We start from the raw sequence: 20044 nt of genomic DNA, 5'->3' as shown, positions 1-20044 counted from the left end.
TTTTGTAAGCCATTTTGTAAGCCCTTACATTTTTGATTGTAATAATAAATCCCTTAAAAGTCAACAATTAATTAATAATTTATTTATTAGACATTGACTTTGATTTTTAGAGAAACTATAATATTTTTGAAAGCACTTACAGAAAGCAAAGGAGTGATGAAGTTTTGAATATTTATGATATTGCCGAGCGTGCTGGTGTATCCATTGCCACTGTTTCAAGAGTGCTTAATGGTAGTCCTAATGTAAGCACAAAAACGAAAGCTAAGGTATTAGGTGTTATTGAGGAAGCAGGCTATACACCTAACGTCTTCGCTAGAGGCTTAGGACTTAATACAATGAAAATGATAGGTGTGCTTTGCACTGATGTAGCTGATATCTTCTATGCAAAAGCAGTTTCTGTCATTGAAAACGCACTAAGACAATATGGTTATGATTCCCTTCTTTGTTCTACTGGCAAAAACATAGAAGATAAACAAAAATACATTGATTTACTTTTAGCAAAACGTGTAGATGCCCTTATTTTAATTGGTTCTATTTTCAAAGAAGAAACCGACAACTCTCATATTGAAAAAGCTGCTGCCAAGGTACCTACTGTTATTATTAATGGTCTTATTGATGTACCTAATACTTATTGCGTGACCTGTGATGAATATCAAGCTATGTATGATCAAGTCATTCACCTAAACAAAAAAGGGTGCCATGATATTCTCTACCTTTATGACGTAGAAAGTTATAGCGGTCTTCAAAAGCTAAACGGCTTTAAGGATGCTCTTAAGCACTGTGGTTTTGGTGTAAATCCTAAGCTTATTGCAAAAGTAGATAAAGATATGTCCCAAATTGAAGCCACTGTTATAGAGTTATTAGATGCAGACATCCATTTCTCAGCTATCATTGCTTCAGAAGACCAATTAGCCATAGGTGCTATGCATGCCTTACAAAAGAAAGGTCTTCGTATTCCAGAAGATATACCTGTTATTGGTTTTAATAACTCCTTACTTTGCGAGTGCGCTATGCCTAAATTAAGCAGCGTAGATAACATGGTAGAAACCCTATGCAATACCGCAGTTAATGTACTTACCGATGTCTTTGATGGAAAAACCGTTACGAATAAAATGACTCTTTCCGCTAAATTAGTTGAAAGAGATACTTTTAAATTATAAAACCCAATTGTTAAAGGAGACCTATTCATGAAAAACTTTATGGACAAAGATTTTTTACTTTCTAATGAAACAGCAAAAACACTTTATCATGAGGCTGCTGCTTCAATGCCTATTATCGATTACCACTGTCATATCAATCCTCAAGAAATCGCTGAAAACAGAAGCTTCAAAAACATCACTGAAGTATGGCTTGGTGGAGATCACTACAAATGGCGTGCTATGCGTTCAAATGGTGTAGAAGAAAAATATATCACTGGTGATGCATCTGATAGAGAAAAATTCCAAAAATGGGCTGAAACACTTCCAAAAACTATTGGGAATCCTCTTTATCATTGGACACACCTTGAACTTCGTAAATACTTCGGTTATGAAGGTGTATTAAATGGTGATACTGCTGAAGAAGTTTGGAATCTTTGCAACGAAAAACTTCAATCTGGTTCAATGAACGTAAGAGATATTATCGCTGCTTCTGACGTTAAACTCATCTGTACAACTGATGATCCTGTTGATTCTCTTGAATACCACAAACAAATTGCAGCAGATTCTACTTGCAAAGTTAAAGTCCTTCCAGCTTGGAGACCAGATAAAGCTGTTAATATTGAAAAGGATACTTTTGTATCTTATATTCGCCACCTTGCAGAAGTAAGTGAAATTGCGATTACAAATCTTGAAAGTTTATTTGTTGCATTAAATGTACGTTTAGATTTCTTCCACAAAATGGGCTGCCGCGCTTCTGACCACGGTCTTGATTATGTAGTTTATAACTCTGCTTCTTACGATGAAGTAGATGCTATTCTCAAAAAAGCTTTAGCTGGCGAAAAAGTTACATATGATGAAATGGAAAAATACAAAACAGCACTTTTACTTTTCTTAGGCGAAGCTTATGAAAAACGCGGTTGGGTAATGCAACTTCACTACGGTGCTATTCGTGATAACAACAAAGCTATGTTTGCTAAACTTGGCCCAGATACAGGCTTTGATTGCATCAATACTCGTAACTGTGCTGAAGGAACAGCTGCTTTCCTGAATGCCTTACAAATTCAAAATAAATTACCAAAAACAATCATTTACTCATTAAATCCTAATGACAATGCTTCTATTGGTACTATTCTTGGTTGTTTCCAAGGCTCAGAAGTAGCTGGTAAAATCCAACAAGGTTCTGCTTGGTGGTTCAATGATACAAAACAAGGTATGATTGATCAAATGACAAGCCTTGCTAACCTTTCAGTACTTGGTAACTTCGTTGGTATGCTTACAGACTCAAGAAGCTTCTTATCTTATACAAGACACGATTACTTCAGACGTATCCTTTGTAACTTAATTGGTACATGGGTTGAAAACGGAGAATATCCAGCTGATATGAAAGTCCTTAAAGAAATGGTTCAAGATATTTCATTTAACAATACAAATAAATACTTTGGTTTTAATGCTTAAGAGCTAGTAAACTCCAAGTTTCAACCAACAAAAAAAGTGTTGCGAAAATGCAACGCTTTTTTATTGGTTGAAACTTGGAGTATCTATGTTACGTGTACAAAAAATCCCTAATGCATTCTATCGCTTATTTCTCATGCAAATAATAATCGTTAATTCTGAATCATTAGATTGTCTATATCACCCTTTAAACAGTTACAACATCTGAATGACATTCTTTATTTCAATTATCTTTTTTATTAGCTAAATGAATAGCATAGCTAATAAGGTTTTTCTCCATACCAACCTTTCCAAATAAACTGGGTGGATAACCAGGCCTTCCATTAATTTCATAAAGCCAAAACCGTTTTTGTTCATCAATACCCACATCAATTCCTAGTTGATCAAATTCTTTATGGGCCTGTTTTTCAAAATGTGCTGCAAGTTCTAGACCAAAGGTTTTAAGTTCTTTTGTCAATTCTTCAACATCTTGCGGAAATTCTTGTTGTAAGAACGTATCAAGAGGAACTCGCTTTCCACCATGATGAATATTGGAAATAATACTTTCACTAGAAGAAATCCTAGCATAAGTGGTAGTATTAACCCATTTGTTATCTCCATTTTTTATGAGATGTATTCTAAGATCAAATGATCGTCCATCACGTGTTTTAGAGTTGATATACGGCTGAACTAGGTACTGTTTTTCTTTAAGTTTCTCAGAAATAATTTGTGATATTTGCTCATAATCATATCTTTGCTTTTTATTATCTATTTCTATAATGTAACTATTAGTTGTTTTTTCAATATAATATACATTTTTGCCTTGACGGCTATTTAAAGGTTTAATAACAACTTTTGGATATTGCTCAAGAAAATGAAATACATCTTTAACAGAATCTATTTTTTTAGATGGGATAATATATTTCTCGAATAAGCCCCCTTTTTTTAATCGATTGTTAATCATCATTTTATCTCCTACCCAAAAAGTAGTACAAGGTATTTCAAGTCTTAATAGCTCGTATAATGCTCTTAAGCTGTGATGTCTTTTAGGAACGTAGGCATTAATCATAACATTTGGAAATGGTCTATTTGCTCTTTTCCATTTTCCATCAACAAGTATATAACCATGAATTTGCCTTTTTTCATAATTAACATCATTAAGTGTAAAATACATAAAATCTGCTCCCAATTCCTTAGCAGCACAAGCATAGTGATATGCTCTTAATAACTTTCCAGGATGTCTTCTCACATACAAATATCCTATCAAAACCATTATCCTCTCTCCTTTACATATAAAAACTAAAATAATATGCTTCTAGTCCCATCATATGTAAGATAATTATTCCGTGATATTCACTTTCAACAATTTTACCCACAAAACTAGTAAAAAGGCTGCCTTATCAGTTTTGTGGGTAACCATTGAAGATTTTTTAATGAATTCATATTAAATCCTTTTTTTGCGGGGGATAAAGAATAAATTGTATTTTGGAGGTAGCATATTTTGCATTTGCTCTAGCTTCCTCTTCTGTACTGCCAGTAGCAATAATATAGGCATAGCGATAACCCATGGACATAGGAGGTTGTACTGTCATACCTTTTTTGGCTCTAATATAAACATGCTGCACTCCAGGACATCTACTCGCTCTATTTCTACCTATGACTTTTTCTAAAATTCCTTTTTCAGATAAAACGATATAATCAGCAAATACATGTTTTTTAAACCTATAGCTAATGTCTGGTTCTTGACCAATAGCAAACTTTATGGTTTCTTTCACTACATTAATACCAAAAGCACTGTCTAGTAATTTATTCATTGCACCACCAGAAATACGAGGATTGATTTCTATAACCTTCCAGTTATTATTTACATAACGCATTTCTAAATGACAGGTACCATTTCTCATACCATGAAGCTGAAGAATAGTTTCTATCGAAGTATAAAGACTTTCATAGAAATCATGGGTAGGATGAAGTAGCAAATTATAGCCTGTAATAATAAAACGTTTGAAAAAGGTGATTTCTTGTTCAATAATAGCAATAATATGCAGTTTGCCTTCAATCATAAAACATTCCGTTAAATATTGAGGGCCATCAATAAATTCCTCAATTAACACTGGAATATCTGGATATTTATCAAATAAACTTTTACTAAACTCTTTAAATTCTAAGATGTTATTAGCTTTAATAACATCTTTTGAACCTGAAAATAGTGGAGATTTAATGATAACTGGTAAGATACTTTCTATTTCATCATCCGAGACTGAAGAAGGATTATCAATACATAGAAAATGAGGAGAATAGCTGGTATTAGCAAGGACCTTTCTTGATAGAATTTTATCTTCCATATTTTTGATAGCTTCAGTTGAAAAATGATTAACTCCAAACTCAGTAGCCAACTGACTAGCAAGATGGCAATAAGGATCAACAAAACTAATAATTCCACAAATGTCTAATGATTTGAAACGAAGTAATTTGAGTGCTTTCCTGATATCATCTATATTAGCTAAATCCACCAATCTTATTAAATGTATATCCGGATTGGATTTACGTTCTTTGATAAATTTAATTCTATTTGTTAATAATACTGTATAATATCCTAATTGTTCTGCTGCTTTAATTGCTTCGCGACTAGAGCCTGATTTTTGAGAATCTAAAAACACAACTGTTTTCATTGTAATAGGCCTCCTTTTCATATTTATATCTACTAAATACTCTTAAATCATTCAAATTTACAAGCATAAGCCAGTCCTACATTTGTAATACTGGAGGTATTTAGTTGAATCTATGGGTACTGCTAAGTTATTCCTATTCTATATTCTAAAACTCCCCTCTGATGAATCCTGTTAATTTGCTTAACATGATTAGGTGTATTTACAGCACATCCATACGTCTATCTACCTCAGCCCTTTTATACCTATATTCTCTCTATTTTTAATGAACAGATAAAAATCCTCCAAGAATCAATGATTATAATTTACCTTTTTGGGCTAAGAATATAGCATAGTAAATAAGATTCTTGACAACATCCAATTCTAAATAAAAGGTAGGAGGACAACCTGGGAGCCAGTTAACTTCATAAATCCAAATTTTTTGCCTATCATCAAGTGCTACATCGATACCAAGTTCATCTAACGATTCACAAAAATACTTTTCTTGAATGGAATCTAAGTGTTCTGCTAATTGAAGAGCAAAGTGTTCGAGATAACATTTAATATCATAGTACGAATCAGGAAACTCTTGCTCTAAGAACGGAAGAAGATAGTTAGTAGAACCATTACTATTGATATTAGTGACTATAGTTCCATGGGGTGCAAAACGAGGATAAATCGAAGTAATATGCCATTGGTCATTATAATTTTTTTGAACATGTAATCGAATGTCATACACCACATTATCTTTAGTTCTACAATTAATATAGGGCTGGGCTATATAGGCTTTTTCATGAATCTTCGTAGAAATTATTTGGCAAAGCTCATCCAATTTGTATGTTGAACTTTCTTTATTCTCTATTACATGATACTCATTACCTTTTGTTTCTATAAACATAATCTCTTGTCCTTTTCGGCCATTTACCGGTTTAAACACTATCCTTTCATAAAATTCCAGAAATTCTAAGAAAATTTCAGTAGACTCCATATTTTCTTGTGGAATAAGATAATCACTAAATTCTTTTTCATTCTTTAGCCGCTCATAAACCTTCTTTTTACGTCCAACCGAATAGGAAGTAAAGGGAATCCTCTCTTTGAGTTTATTGATAACTTCTTTTGAGCGATTCAATTTTTCAGGGCATCCTGTGTTGTAAATAACATCTGGGAAGCGACTTTCAGTCTGTAACCATGTTCCATCTTCGTAAATATATCCATTTATTTTTTCATTTACAAAGTCTACACATTTAGGTGAAAAATAAAGTAATGTAGCTCCTTCAGCTTTAGCAACTGCTGCATATGCAAAGGCTTTTTTTACTGCTTCAGGATTCTTACGTTGATGAAGAAAGCCAATCAATATCACTCAGATCATTCCTTTCGTTAATTTATTAATGTATAGTAATATATTATTCGTTTTATAGACAATCGGTGAGAGAAATATGTTGCTTTTTGTAATAAACCCTAAAATTGTAATCAAACTGTATCACCTTATACTGACTGAAAATGCATTCGTAATTTAACACAGAACGAGTACATTAATAAATATCTTATAGAAATTTGAATCCACGTTCTTTGAATAAAATTTTAACCTCGTAGAATAATAAACATAATAAAACAATGAAAGGCGTGAATATAATGAGTCAATTTAACTTTACTGTATCCTACTTAGATGCTAACGGTCAAAAACATGATCAAGAAATTTATCTAGATAGTCAAGATTACAAAAGACATTATGAACAAAACTATTCAACTCTTATGCAAAACTATCCTCCTGATCAAGCAGAAAAACATATTTTAGCTACTAAAAAGCATTATATAGAGGAAACCCTTGCTCATCAATTTGGCAGCCATACTGCGTTAGAATATGATGTTGCTGAAATGATTGATACATTAGACCGAGATATAAAAGGTGCTTTGTAAAAAACTAAACCCTTTAAACTATCTTTATAGATAGCTTAAAGGGCCTAGTTTTTTGCTCTTTTATATTCAACAGTTCTCATAACAACCTATTTATCTATTAACTACTCTATTTCTTTAATCTTTCAATCTCTAGTCTCTGTTCTTCTATAATTCTTTGATAAGTGACTTCTTTCTCACACCACTCTTTACTAAGTGTATTAATAAGAGAGGCCATTTCGTCTGCACTGCCTATAATACGATTAAACAAAAGTAAGTTGGATTTAAGAATCTCCGGAATTTCTATATGAGAATATCGTAATCTATGGTCAATCTCCCCATACCCCTCCTCAAAAATAGTTCTTACTTGAATTTCTGCAATCACTCTTTGATTGGTTGGGTAGAACTCCACTAGATAATGTACTGACCTATATCCCGAGGCTCTTGACCTTACTTCTATATCCAGGTTTTTAAAGACATCCACATTGTCTCCCTCTCTTACATTGGCAGTAATTTCTATAACATTCCAAGTACTAACAATGTATTCATGAATTTCCTGCCACTGTTCCTTGAAGATATGGATAACTCTTATACCTATCAAATCATTAATTTCGTCTTTATAATTCTCTACTGTAAACTGAAATTCTTCTCCATACTTCAGCTTCCTGTCTGCCACTTTTCTAATCACTTTTTCAATCAGTCTATCAGGTTCTTTCATTCTTGATTTAACCGTATGAATACTTTCTTGGGATCGAAGAATGTTAGCAATAAAATCACCATGATTTTGATAAGCATCCATATGAGTAATATAATCTTCATAAATAGACGATAGAGTGGCTATATCTATTTTATTCTCTTCAATCAATTTCAAAGTATAAGGATACTTCAGTAAAAATTCATCTAGATTAAAGTCTGTTATCATGGTTATACTCCTTATCATCTTAAGTTATGTAAGTCATAGTATATCCTCTTTTCGTTGATCCTTACAGTGGTTATACTTTTTCTACTATCACTTATATTATATACTTATCAACTCATCTTAATCAAATAGTTTAGAGCTCATTTGTCATTGATATCTATTGATTTTCTCTAAAAGTGAATAGATACACATTTTAACACTCTTCCCTAATAGCAATCGGCCACGCCAAGCTAATAGCCAATAATTCCTGACCAACATAGTAGGTTAATGAATTAAAAAAATCCCCATATCGAAGCCCTTCTACTCCAAATATCTTAAATAATAAAATACCATCAGAAATTAAAAATAATAAAGCTCCCACTATTGTTAATGTAACAGCCACTTTACTATCCTGATAATATCGCTTAAGAGAAATAGCTTTTACTACCATAAATCCTATAATAAACATATAACCCATTACCAATGGCAACATTCCTTTAAATTCAAATTTACCTACCAATAGGATTATTATCAAAGGTATAAGTAGGATTCCAAAACGCAAAAAATCTTCTTTGTTTATTCCTCTCAAACAAGAAAATGCTATGATATAGCATATATGAGCTACAATAAAACACGCTACTCCTAATAAAAAATTGTTTCTCCCAGAAAAGGCCAAAAATACATCTCCAAACGTTGAAAGTACAAGACCACTTATTATCCAATAGTGATATACTTTATGAGCCAAGTTTCTTTTACTACTTACCATTGCTGTGCCTATAAATAATAAACTCGTAAGTACCTTAAAAATTCTTCTACAAAGTACAGTTCCCATATAAGTGGATATAATGAGTCCACCTAATGATATGATCATGGTACAAAATAAAATATAATGCATAAATATCCCCCATTTGATAATAAAACTTTTTACACTAGCCTATTATTTCTATATCAATTTCTATGCACAGTAGGTAAAATTCATTCAACCATATGCTATACTTTTCTAAAATTCTTTACATCTATAAACACCTTTACATCAACGTATCATTTCATTAAAAGTTAGTTGATTCTTCGGAGTAAGCTCCATAAAGCCTGGTAAAATAGATGGTTTAATTTTATTTTTCATAATCTTCCTCTCCTTCTATTCAATATTTTTTATTCAACAAAAAAGCACCTAGGCTTTTACCTAAGTGCTTTGATGTCCCTTTCATAGGGGTAGAAATTATGAATTTTCCATCTTCACTGCAGATACAAGCCTAACGCAAAATAGACCTGTATCTACCAAATGTATTATTTTAACATTCTTCTTGAGGATAGGAAACACCCCATTCTTTTCTAAGCTGATCCATAATTTCTAATACACGTAGTGTATCTATATGTGGCATTTCTTCACATTCTAGCTTGCCTTCTTTAATTGCTTTAATACAAGCTCTTACCTCATATTCATAGCCTGAAATTTGTTTTGGCATAATAAAGTTCTCAATTTCTTTTCGATCATGAGAAAAAATGCGGATACGTTCACAGTTATTGATATTTTCGACTACCATATAACCTTTATCTCCAGAAATAATACCCTCTCGATTGGTCAAGGCTAAAGTTGTACTATTTAAAATAGCCATTTTACCATCTTTGTATTTAAAAGTAATACTATTTTGCAAATCGACACCTGTATTTGATAAAACTGCTGCTGAACTTATACTTTCTATGTCATCACCAAAGGCCATTAGTGCAAAGTTTATAGGATAAATACCAATATCTAATAAAGCACCACCTGCTAAGCTTGGTTCAATAATTCTTGGTTTATCTGCAATGACATAACCTAAATTAGCAGTAAGTGTATGTGGTGTTCCAATGATGCCACTTGCTAATACTTCATTAATACGTTTTCTAGATGGCATATATCTGGTCCAAATAGCTTCTGCTAAAAGTATCTTCTTTTCTCTTGCTAGACTTATAAGAGCCCTAGCTTCTTTTTCATTAACTGTAAAAGCCTTTTCACATAATACATGCTTGCCATATTCTAAACAAAGCTTAGCATGCTCATAGTGGTGTGAATGAGGTGTAGCAATATAAACAAGTTCTACTTCTTGATCTTGTACCATTTCTTCATAGGAACCATAAGCTTTTTGAAAGCCATATTCCTCCGCAAACTCTTTGGCACGTGTGTAATCTCTGGCTGCTACTGCATAACAGCTTGCCTCTTCCATTTGACCTATTGTTTTAGCCATAACACTTGCAATATTCCCTGCCCCTAAAATAGCAATCTTCATCTCAATCCCTCTTTTCCTGTGTCTTTATTACCGTTTTGGGTGTCACCCTGTTTTTACTATATCGTCTTTTTGTCTGTTAAACAATATCCTAAAGATATATCTTTCTTTTTTACGCAAAAGAAGAGATAGATTAAAAATCTACCTCTTCCTCAGCTCCATTAGAATATTGAAGCTTTATTTTACTTTGCTCACCCTTTTTTTCTAACTTTAAACAGCCTAGCTGAGGATAAGTCTGTTTGCTAGTCGTTAAATAATCAAAGCCAAAATTTAGCCACTTATATAAAGAAACTTGATAGGTCCCTGCTGGTGTTTTTTCTAAAACCGCAACTTCATCAGCACCATCTCCTGTTAGATCAACGAACACTAAATCCATTAATTCATTATGAGATAAATAAGAACCAGTCCACTTACGTTCTATAAACTCACCATTCCATGAAAAGAAAAACGGCCTATTCATTACTTCTTTATAATATTTTGTATTTTTATAAACACCTACAAATATGTTCGTATACGCCTCACCTGGTTCTAATTTGCCTGCTCTTAAACTAAAAGGATTTACACTACTTATATCATTTTTGTAAATTAAATACGGCGTTAATAGTTCATTCTCTACCTCTAATGTATAAAACTGTAACTCTCTTCCAAAACTTCTCCCCTTAACCTTAGAAGATTCCTTATTCAGAGTTAATACTAAAAGTTCTTTTTTTCCATCTTGATTCATATCGTAGCAGGTCATATCTAACAAAGGCCCTTCTAGCAAAGTGCTTATAACTTTAGTAATTGAATTTTCTACATACAACTGATGATTTTTCAAAGTAAGTGTATAACCCTGACCTTCTATATCCGCTACTTCTGTCTTTACTATCTCTTTTATGGCAGGACTGCTTATAATAAATCCAATAGTTACCAGTACAATTATTCCTATCATCATCAAATAGCTAACTATCTGTTTTTTACTTAATTGCTTTTTCTTATACAGCTTAATAATCATATAAACCATCTGGTCCTGGTGTTGGATTATCAGGTAACATAGCATCATCCCAAATGACTTCTACACTGGTAGTCGTTACCTTGTTAGGCTCTGTAGATACAAAAGATTTTGTCCATTCAGGTACTAAATCTTTAAGTCCTTCTGTTGGGGTAGTCATTGTAATACTTTCAAAGCCATATTCCTTGTTAATGCTTTTTTCAATTCCTAATAACTTATGCCACTCTTCATCTGTTAATCTTGTATCTGATAAGAATTCATAGTAACTAAAAGTAGCTCCTTGTGCTAAAAAAAGTTTTCCTTTATAAGGACAAATAACATAAATTTCATAAGGCAAACCTGAACCTAATTCTAGATAATTTCCGGCATCCAAAATTGTAGCTACATCGGAAATCACAGCAGATGTATAATTCTCAGTAGTAGCTGCATCAATAGACATATTCATACTTGCTAGCTGGGTACTTACTGAATCTACCATACCGCCAAAAGAACTTAGACGATCATATTCTTCAGCTGTAAACGTTTCATTAGTTAATTCTTTTTTGGCACAACTTAAAATAATTTTTAAATCTTTCTGGATACGTTCAAGAACCTCTTTCGTCTCATCTCTTAAGAGATTTCTTGAAGATAAGCTAGTCATTGTATTTTCTGTAAGACTTAAAAGCTTAGCATAAACTTCAATATTTGGTTCTACATAAATATAAGGCATATTCTCTGGTGGTCCACCCATTTCTGCTACAGGTTGTTTTGAATAAAGGACTGTATCATGCTTTAACTCAGCGTAGCTACCTAAAGCTGTATGAATACTCTTATCAGTCCACGCTTCATTCCTCATAAAGCTCGGCATACCTTCTATCTTCTCAAAAGACTTTGTAGCAGAGGAAATCGCCCATACCCATCCTGAATATAAGTTTGCTTCCCATGCTTTGTTTGAAAGTACCTTGCATTTGTCTTGCAGGTTCTTTAAAGTAGGTAAATAATTCTCCCACTTTTCATTTGGCTTATAGTATTTTAATACTAATTCTTCAGAACGTTCACTACCTAATGCTGCTGTCACATCTAAACCTGAAGGTACAGGTCTTAAAAATGGCTCCATTAAATTTTGCATAATATCAGCATCTATGGTATAACGTTGCCCCATAACACGGAACTGCATCCCTGTAGCTACTCCTTGAGTTATTACTAATTTATTTTGGATCTCAGGAGTCCTTAGACCTTCTATTTCATTTCTTAATGAAGTTTCCTTTGATGAATCCATAAAACTCAGTAGACCTACCTTTTCACCATACACCTTTTTAATAACTGGCTGTATATCGTATAAGGTTAAATCATCAGCTGCCCCTACATAAATAGAAGTTGCCGTATAAATTCGGTCCCAACTTGCAGTAGCTTCTTTTGAATTAAGAATAAGTAAACTCATCATTAAAGAAAGTTGGGTGTTTTCTAAACTAAATTTTCTATTACTGTCAATCATTTCAAAGCCAGCTTGCCCATACCACATCATTGCTTTAAAATAACGAGTTAATCTCTCTGCATTTGTATAATGACCTCTTACTGTATACTGGGTATAATCTAACTTTTTACCTGTAATAGGAGAAGTAGTTAGTTCTTTAGCTGTATTTATTAAATTTACTTCTTCATCTACAAGACTTTGCACTTCATCGGGAAGCTTGGTATTTTCTCCTAGAAGCTTATTAGCTACTCCATAGCAAGCTGTAATTCTCAAAAGTTGTTTCTTAATACTAGCATTCTCCGGATTCTCATATACAGCCAAACTTTCTTTGAGCATAATACCAGTAAATCGATTAAGTTCCTCATTAAGCTCAGAAGCTTCTAACCCCTTTAGGCTTTCGCTATAAAAAATATGATATAAGTTAAGTACCGCATCAGTTGTAATAAATAAAGGTGTCTTGGTATACTGTCCTCCTTCATACACTTGATGCAATTTTAAGTATGGATATTCAGCCCTAGGTTGCATCACTACAAAGCCATTTTCTTTAAGCATTTGTAATTGATTAGAGGTAAAGCCTTCAAATTGATCAAAGTTGATGACATTAGAAAAATCATCTGCTACAGGCATTTGCTCCACCTGTGGTACACACGTAATATCTTTATAATTGTAATCCGCTATGTATTTCTCTGGTAAAGCTGAAAGCTGCATAATTGAACCTGTTTCCGTTACCTTTAAAGCCTCTTTGTTACTCGTACTGGAGTTAACTAGCTCCGAAAACGTTTGAGGCTCCTCCCTAGTGCAACCTAATAGGGATAGAAGCTGTGTACTTGTTAAAACTATAGCTCCTATCCGCAAAAGCCAGCGCCTTTTCATAAAAATACCTCCTCATAAAATGCATGATAATTAATTATAACAAATCTTCAAATAACTTGTGTTAATTTTTTATTACATTTATACGATAATTCATTCATAATATTGAAATAAATATTTACTTATCCTAATCGCATCTCTACCCAATTTTCAGTCACATGTTTAATATACTTCCACCCTCTAGCTTCTAACCATTCCTTTGATACTTTGTTTAAGTCCCATTGCACTACAATCATCCTTTTTCACCTCATCTAGAGGATATCCCTTTTTGTCTTTTTTATACGAAAATAAAAGACAAAAAGTGCTAGGAACCCTATTGGTTACACTAGCACTTTTCTTTCATTAGTTCTTTTATTAATTCTTTTATGCGTTTACTTTAGCTACTTCTTTCTCTTTTTTATTTGAAGAGAAAGCCCTAATCACAGCTTTACCAATTTCATTGATTACTACTATAAGTGCTGCTGTTAAAATAACCTTGCCCCACATTACAGCACTTAGTGGTACAGCATTAAAGAAATCTGTAAATACTTGTGTGAAGATTAATTGTGCTACTGCTGTAATACTAATTACTTTTAATGCAATTGTATTTGCAAAGAAATGAGGTATAATACTTCCTGAACCAATTTCTCTACAGTTAAAAGCATTAAACAATGCAAAGAATGCAAAAAGACCAAATAATACTGTTTCCATTTCAGATGCACCATTAGGCATTACTGTTGTATCTGCTCCTAATGGATTAAAGATCATTTGAACTAAGATAATAGCAGAGATGATGACTGCATTAGTAATAATCGACTTAAGCATGGTCTTGGTAATAATACTACTATTTCTGTTAACTGGTTTTCTGCTAAGAACAGAACGTCTTACTGGCTCTAGTCCTAATGCTAATGCAGGAGGTCCATCCATGATAATATTTACCCATAAAAGTTGAATTGTTGTAAATGGCATTGGTTGATCCAATATTTGAGATATAACTGCAATTAGGAATGCAACAACGTTAACTGTAAGCTGGAATTGAATGAAACGTTGGAAGTTTTCATAAATACCACGTCCCCATTGTATTCCTCTTACAATCGTACTAAAGCTATCATCTGTTAAAATAATATCTGCAGCATTTTTACTTACTTCAGTACCAGCAATACCCATAGCAATACCTACGTCTGCTTTATGAAGCGCTGGTGCATCATTAATACCATCACCTGTCACACCAACAACTTCTCCATTTTCTTGAAGTGCTGTTACAATTCTCATTTTGGTATCTGGTTTAGAACGTGCTACGATATTAATGTTTTTAATTTCTTCACGTAATTCTTCATCTGTTAAAGTATCAATATAAGAAGATTCAACAGCAATTTTGCCACCTTCTAAAAGACCAAGCTCTGCACCAATAGCTTTTGCTGTATTGATGTTATCACCTGTAAGCATTTTAGTTGTAATGCCTGCTTTAGCTGCTGTTTTAACAGCCTCAATAACATCCTCTCTAAGTGGATCACGAATACCTACAAAGGCATTGAATACTAACTGCTCTTCTAATAATTTTGGTTCATTAATGGTACCGTCTTCTGCAATAGCTCTGCTTACTTCTTCCTCTGTTAAATATTTAAAAGCAAAACCAAGTGCACGCATAGCTTTTACTTGTAGTTTTTCAATACCAGCTAATAATACTTTTTTCTTTTCTTCTGTAAGTGGTACAATTTCTGTCCCTTCTTGAACAAAAGCACAAGACTCAAGAAGTACTTCAGGTGCACCTTTTACAAGTACTGCACTTTTACCTTCATGCTTAATAACAGTAGACATACGTTTAAGCTTAGAATCAAAAGGTATTTGTGAGTGAATATGTGCATTTTTTCTTTCTTCACGGTAGTCTCTATCACGATAATATAAAAGAAGCGCACACTCTGTAGCACTACCTAAGTATTTAAACTCTTTACCATCTTGCTCAATATCAGCTGTTCCATTTAATAAGCAGTTAAGGTCAAATAAACATGGTGTTCCTTTTGGAGGCTCTGTTACATAAGAACCACCCACATACACTGTTTCTACTGTCATTCGGTTTTGTGTAAGTGTACCTGTTTTATCTGAACAAATAACAGAAATAGAACCTATTGTTTCACAAGCTTCTTTCTTAGTTACTAATGCATTAATCTTAGCCATCTTTTGCATAGTAATAGCAAGTGTCATATTAATCATCGTTGGTAAACCTTCTGGTACAGCTGCTACAATAAGGGCAATACATACAATGAAGGCTGTTTTAATACCATCTACTGAGCTTAAGAAACCGGTAATGCTTGAAGTATCAGGTTGTACTGAACCATCCATAATCATTCTTACAGTCATGAAGATGAAGAGTAGGCCAGCAATTGCACTTGACACCTTAGAAATCGTAGTCCCTAAATGACCAAGTTTAATTTGAAGAGGTGTTTCACCTGCATCTTCATTAAGGTTTTGTGCAATACGTCCCATCTCAGTATCATCACCAATAGATGTTACAACAAAGCTCCCTGTACCTTGTGCTACGAAAGTACCACCAAATACCATGTTTCTTTGTTTAGCTGGCACTGGATCTTGAATAATGGTTTCACCTTTATTATTTTGAATACTTTCAAGTTCTACTACAAGGTCTGCTTTTTTACTAACATCGTCGGCTTCACCTGTTAACATATCTTCTCTTACTTTTAAGTTAACATTTTCAATCATACGCCCATCAGCTGGAATCATGTCCCCTGTTGTAATATGAACAATGTCACCTGGTACAATATCTGATTTTAAAATAGTAGTGACTTTACCATCTCTAACTACTTTTACTTGAATGTCTTCAGTTAGTTTAGAAAGCGCTTTAGCTGCTTTTTTAGATTTACCTTCTGTTACAATACCAATTGTAATACCCAAAGCTACAGCCACTACGATACCAATAGTATCTGCAAATTCTCCTACAAGGGCACTTATAGCAGCTGCTACAAGCAAGATAATAATCATAGGTTCTGTCAAACTATCTTTAATATTATCCCATAGTGTTTCTTCTTCCCCTGGAGTAAATTCATTTTTGCCATATTTTTCTTGGCGCGCTCTGGCTTCCCCACTGGCAAGCCCATGCTCCGAGTCTACCTTGAGCTCTTCTAATACTCTTTCTGATGTTTCATTGAAGTATTTCATTTGTTTGTGCTCACTCCTTTTAATCCATTGAATTTTTAGATACTTCTATACTTATAGCTTATTCTTATAAAGTTATAATGAAAATGGCGAGACTTATACACTTTTTGAAGTATATAAGTCTCGCCATTCAAGATTAAACCAGAATAAAATTCATGATGTTGATTTAATCACACGTTCAGTGCCGACTACTCCCTTATGGAATACGCTATAAATTTCCTTTATTATAGCATTAGTCAAATTCATTCGCAACAACTTTTTATTATTTGTCTATTTATATTCAAATATTCGTTATCTCAGCTTTCTTTTACATAAGAACAACAATAGTCGCTTACTTCTTTAATAATAAGATCAAAACTACTATTTTTCTCAACTTCAAAGCTAGTACCTTCTCCATAGGTAACAAAACAATCACTATTTGGTAATTTCACATCCATAGAGCCACCTAAAACCTCCATGATTTCTTTATCACCTGTAGAAAAAGTGTAGTTACCTGGAAGCATTATACCTAATGTCTTTCTCTCTCCATTGGATAAAATAACGGTATGGCTTGTCACTTTCCCTTTGAAATAAACATTTGCTTTCTTAATAATAGTTGTATTTTCAAATTGGCTCATCTTGAATCTCCTTAGTTATTTAAAATAATAAGGCTATTCTAAATTATTATTATCATTTTTTCAATCTAATATTTTGCTTACTCAATTATAGGTAGTTTCTTTATCCATGACTTTAAGCCTTTTTACAGCTACAAAAAAAGCTGCTACGCTTTATGCATAACAGCTCTTTTTGTACTTGATTCTATATTTGTTTAATTACAACAGCTTCTTTGGCACCTGCTTCTACATCACCTATTTTTACAATCTCAACTATTTCATTCTCTTTAAGATTTGGGAAAACAATTGGTGTAATAACAGATGGTACTTTTGCCTTAACTTTTTCAAGATCTACTGTTAAAATCAAGTCACCAGCCTTTACTTCTTGCCCTTGTTCGATATGAGACTCGAAGCCTTCACCGCCTAATTTTACAGTATCTAATCCAAAGTGAATAAGTACTTCATGACCTGTTTCTGTCTCAAAAGTAGCTGCATGTTTTGTTGGAAATACGTTTGTCACTTTACCACTCACTGGTGAGTAAACTTTTCCATCTGTTGGTTCAATGGCAAAACCATCGCCCATCATTTTTTCTGCAAATACTGGATCCGGTACTTCTGTAATAGGCATTAAACGCCCTGTTAATGGCATTTTAATTTCCACTGAAGCACTAGTTCCTTGTGTTTTTTCTTTTACTTCTGCTTTTATTTCTACTTTTTCATCTTCTTTAGTAGCTATAGCTTCTTTTGCTGCTGCAAGTGCTTCAGCACTTACTTTACCTTCAATAATATCTAGAATATCATTTTTGATAACATCTGATTTTCCACCAAAGATAACTTGAACATTGTCTCCAACTTCCATGACACCTGCCGCACCTAAACTTCTAAGCGCTGCTTTATTTACCTTCTTAATGTCACTAAGACCTACACGAAGACGTGTGATACATGCATCTAAGTTTGTAATATTTTCCTTGCCACCTAAGTGTTCAAGTACTTGAATCGCAAGAGCAAGTCCTTTTTGATCTCCTGATGCTGCATTCCCATCTTCTTCATCTTCTTCACGACCAGGTGTTTTAAGATTAAATTTCTTAATACAGAAGTTAAATACTACATAGTAAAGAACAAAGAATACAAGACCTACTAATACAATGTATATCCAGTTGGTTGGTACACCTGCTCCTGCTGGAAGAAGGCCAAATAGTGTAAAGTCAATAAGACCACCAGAGAAAGTCATACCCACAAATACATTAAAGATATCCATTAACATGAATGATAAACCTGCTAAAACAGCATGAGCTGCATATAATACTGGTGCTACGAATAAGAAAGTGAACTCAAGAGGTTCTGTAATCCCTGTAATCATTGCTGTTAATGCACCTGATAAAAGTAAACCACCCACTAATTTTTTCTTAGAAGGAAGGGCATTTTTGTACATCGCTAAAGCAGCACCACTAAGACCGAACATCATGAATGGGAATTTACCAGCCATGAAGCGTGAAGTACCTTTTACAACTTCAGCCATAGTTGCTGCATCTGCACCTACTAGACCTGACATATTAGAAAGTTGTGCAAAGTATGCTGTGTTTGCACCATTAACTAACATTGTTGTACCGTCTACAAGATGCACTGTACCTTCCACGAATCCTGTATACCAGAATGGTGTATAGAATACATGATGAAGACCTACTGGAATAAGGCTTCGTTCAATTGTTCCATATAAGAATGTTCCCATGGCACCTGAATTATTAACAAGATCTGCAATAACTGCAATACCATTTTGAACGACTGGCCATACAAATGATAAAAGTACACCAACGAATAACATAACTACTGAAGTTACAATTGGAACAAATCTAGAACCACCAAAGAAGCCTAGAACTTGTGGTAATTGAATCTTATGATATTTGTTATGTAGCGTCGATGCAATAATACCTGCAATCATACCACCAAATACAGAAAGATTAAGTGTAAATATACCAAGTGTTGTTGTTACATATGAGCTATACTCTGCTGGTATATTGTCTGGAGTTAACACACCTAATGGTGTTACCCCTAAAGATAACATAGTTGAAACAGCTGTATTCATAATTAAGAAACCAACAGCTCCTGCAAGACCAGCTGTTCCTTTATCTGACTTAGCTAATCCTACAGCAATACCAATCGCAAATAACAATGGTAAATTGTCAAATACTGCTCCACCTACTTTTTGCATAACTGTTAATATAGCTGTTACAGCCTCTATATTAACAAAGCTAATAAGACCTTGATAAATAGCTGGTGGATTTTCAAGAGATGCTACGTTAAGTAACGCACCACCTACACCAAGTAAGATCCCTGCTGCTGGTAAAAGTGCAATCGGTAACATGAATGCCTTACCTACACGTTGTAAAAGGCCAAAAACTTTACTTATACCTTTATTTTTCATGTTTGTCTCCTTACTTTTGCTAAGTAACCGTTTTCATGGTCACTTTGCACATGCTTATTTTTATTTTTACCTATTAATTTTATCATTAGCTTCGATTATGTCAACTATTTTTATCTATTTAAACATTATATAGTGCAATTTATACATTGTTTGTTTTATATTTTAGTATGTTATTTACATATAATATTATTTGATTTTTATTTTTTATTTAGTAATATTGCTTATTTTTTCACTTTACCTGCTTGTTTCTTCTATTGCAAACTTACTTTTTTAAAAGTCTATTTTTTATTAA

14 protein-coding genes are annotated in these 20044 nt (G+C 33.4%); 3 read left to right on the top strand and 11 right to left on the bottom strand.

Going from position 1 to position 20044, the window contains the following annotated elements:
- The first annotated feature begins 164 nt into the window (after positions 1 to 164).
- Complete coding sequence (locus CLOLE_RS06290; RefSeq protein WP_013656242.1) at positions 165 to 1160, top strand: LacI family DNA-binding transcriptional regulator; 996 nt, start codon at positions 165 to 167, stop codon at positions 1158 to 1160.
- Between the two features lie 27 nt (positions 1161 to 1187).
- Positions 1188 to 2594, top strand: coding sequence for a glucuronate isomerase (gene uxaC / locus CLOLE_RS06285; protein WP_013656241.1), 1407 nt, complete (start codon positions 1188 to 1190; stop codon positions 2592 to 2594).
- A 220-nt stretch (positions 2595 to 2814) separates the two neighbouring features.
- On the opposite strand, the gene CLOLE_RS06280 is transcribed toward uxaC, so the two are convergent.
- The 3 genes from CLOLE_RS06280 to CLOLE_RS06270 form a co-directional block, all read right to left on the bottom strand.
- On the bottom strand, positions 2815 to 3843 hold the full coding sequence (locus tag CLOLE_RS06280; protein WP_013656240.1) for a YheC/YheD family endospore coat-associated protein: 1029 nt from the start codon (positions 3841 to 3843) through the stop codon (positions 2815 to 2817).
- Between the two features lie 166 nt (positions 3844 to 4009).
- Positions 4010 to 5242 (bottom strand): ATP-grasp domain-containing protein, encoded by a 1233-nt coding sequence (locus tag CLOLE_RS06275; protein ID WP_013656239.1) that lies wholly within the window; start codon positions 5240 to 5242, stop codon positions 4010 to 4012.
- Positions 5243 to 5537: 295 nt separating this feature from the next.
- Entirely contained in the window at positions 5538 to 6578 is a 1041-nt protein-coding gene (locus CLOLE_RS06270) for a YheC/YheD family endospore coat-associated protein (RefSeq protein WP_013656238.1), read from the bottom strand.
- A gap of 272 nt (positions 6579 to 6850) precedes the next feature.
- On the opposite strand from CLOLE_RS06270, the gene CLOLE_RS06265 reads away from it, so the two are divergent.
- Positions 6851 to 7135: a hypothetical protein gene (locus tag CLOLE_RS06265; protein WP_013656237.1), complete on the top strand. Its 285-nt coding sequence runs from the start codon at positions 6851 to 6853 to the stop codon at positions 7133 to 7135.
- Positions 7136 to 7241: 106 nt separating this feature from the next.
- On the opposite strand, the gene CLOLE_RS06260 is transcribed toward CLOLE_RS06265, so the two are convergent.
- From CLOLE_RS06260 to CLOLE_RS06225, 8 genes are all read right to left on the bottom strand, one after another.
- Positions 7242 to 8033: a RelA/SpoT domain-containing protein gene (locus CLOLE_RS06260; RefSeq protein ID WP_013656236.1), complete on the bottom strand. Its 792-nt coding sequence runs from the start codon at positions 8031 to 8033 to the stop codon at positions 7242 to 7244.
- Positions 8034 to 8223: 190 nt separating this feature from the next.
- Complete coding sequence (locus CLOLE_RS06255; RefSeq protein ID WP_162145070.1) at positions 8224 to 8841, bottom strand: lysoplasmalogenase; 618 nt, start codon at positions 8839 to 8841, stop codon at positions 8224 to 8226.
- Positions 8842 to 9301: 460 nt separating this feature from the next.
- Positions 9302 to 10276: a Gfo/Idh/MocA family protein gene (locus CLOLE_RS06250; protein WP_013656234.1), complete on the bottom strand. Its 975-nt coding sequence runs from the start codon at positions 10274 to 10276 to the stop codon at positions 9302 to 9304.
- A gap of 130 nt (positions 10277 to 10406) precedes the next feature.
- Entirely contained in the window at positions 10407 to 11267 is an 861-nt protein-coding gene (locus CLOLE_RS06245) for a hypothetical protein (RefSeq protein WP_041712924.1), read from the bottom strand.
- A complete protein-coding gene (locus tag CLOLE_RS06240; RefSeq protein WP_013656232.1) occupies positions 11257 to 13590 on the bottom strand; it encodes a DUF3160 domain-containing protein in 2334 nt (777 codons plus the stop codon). Before CLOLE_RS06240 ends, CLOLE_RS06245 begins: the two co-directional genes overlap by 11 nt.
- Before the next feature lie 360 nt (positions 13591 to 13950).
- Positions 13951 to 16740, bottom strand: coding sequence for a calcium-translocating P-type ATPase, PMCA-type (locus CLOLE_RS06235; protein ID WP_013656230.1), 2790 nt, complete (start codon positions 16738 to 16740; stop codon positions 13951 to 13953).
- A 293-nt stretch (positions 16741 to 17033) separates the two neighbouring features.
- Entirely contained in the window at positions 17034 to 17354 is a 321-nt protein-coding gene (gene ppnP / locus CLOLE_RS06230) for a pyrimidine/purine nucleoside phosphorylase (RefSeq protein ID WP_013656229.1), read from the bottom strand.
- 181 nt (positions 17355 to 17535) lie between these two features.
- A complete protein-coding gene (locus tag CLOLE_RS06225) occupies positions 17536 to 19752 on the bottom strand; it encodes a PTS transporter subunit IIABC (RefSeq protein WP_013656228.1) in 2217 nt (738 codons plus the stop codon).
- Positions 19753 to 20044: the final 292 nt, after the last annotated feature.

Origin of the sequence: Cellulosilyticum lentocellum DSM 5427, from assembly GCF_000178835.2 — a bacterium.
GTDB classification, from domain to species: Bacteria; Bacillota; Clostridia; order Lachnospirales; family Cellulosilyticaceae; genus Cellulosilyticum; species Cellulosilyticum lentocellum.
Note: the sequence above shows the minus strand (reverse complement) of the source record. Positions and strands in the feature narration are given on the sequence as shown.

Coding starts and splice junctions, on each gene's coding strand:
- CLOLE_RS06245 (WP_041712924.1), bottom strand. CDS start 11,267: ATGATTATTAAGCTGTATAAGAAAAAGCAATTAAGTAAAAAACAGATA.
- uxaC (WP_013656241.1), top strand. CDS start 1,188: ATGAAAAACTTTATGGACAAAGATTTTTTACTTTCTAATGAAACAGCA.
- CLOLE_RS06250 (WP_013656234.1), bottom strand. CDS start 10,276: ATGAAGATTGCTATTTTAGGGGCAGGGAATATTGCAAGTGTTATGGCT.
- CLOLE_RS06280 (WP_013656240.1), bottom strand. CDS start 3,843: ATGGTTTTGATAGGATATTTGTATGTGAGAAGACATCCTGGAAAGTTA.
- CLOLE_RS06265 (WP_013656237.1), top strand. CDS start 6,851: ATGAGTCAATTTAACTTTACTGTATCCTACTTAGATGCTAACGGTCAA.
- CLOLE_RS06240 (WP_013656232.1), bottom strand. CDS start 13,590: ATGAAAAGGCGCTGGCTTTTGCGGATAGGAGCTATAGTTTTAACAAGT.
- CLOLE_RS06275 (WP_013656239.1), bottom strand. CDS start 5,242: ATGAAAACAGTTGTGTTTTTAGATTCTCAAAAATCAGGCTCTAGTCGC.
- CLOLE_RS06235 (WP_013656230.1), bottom strand. CDS start 16,740: ATGAAATACTTCAATGAAACATCAGAAAGAGTATTAGAAGAGCTCAAG.
- ppnP (WP_013656229.1), bottom strand. CDS start 17,354: ATGAGCCAATTTGAAAATACAACTATTATTAAGAAAGCAAATGTTTAT.
- CLOLE_RS06255 (WP_162145070.1), bottom strand. CDS start 8,841: ATGGGAACTGTACTTTGTAGAAGAATTTTTAAGGTACTTACGAGTTTA.
- CLOLE_RS06260 (WP_013656236.1), bottom strand. CDS start 8,033: ATGATAACAGACTTTAATCTAGATGAATTTTTACTGAAGTATCCTTAT.
- CLOLE_RS06225 (WP_013656228.1), bottom strand. CDS start 19,752: ATGAAAAATAAAGGTATAAGTAAAGTTTTTGGCCTTTTACAACGTGTA.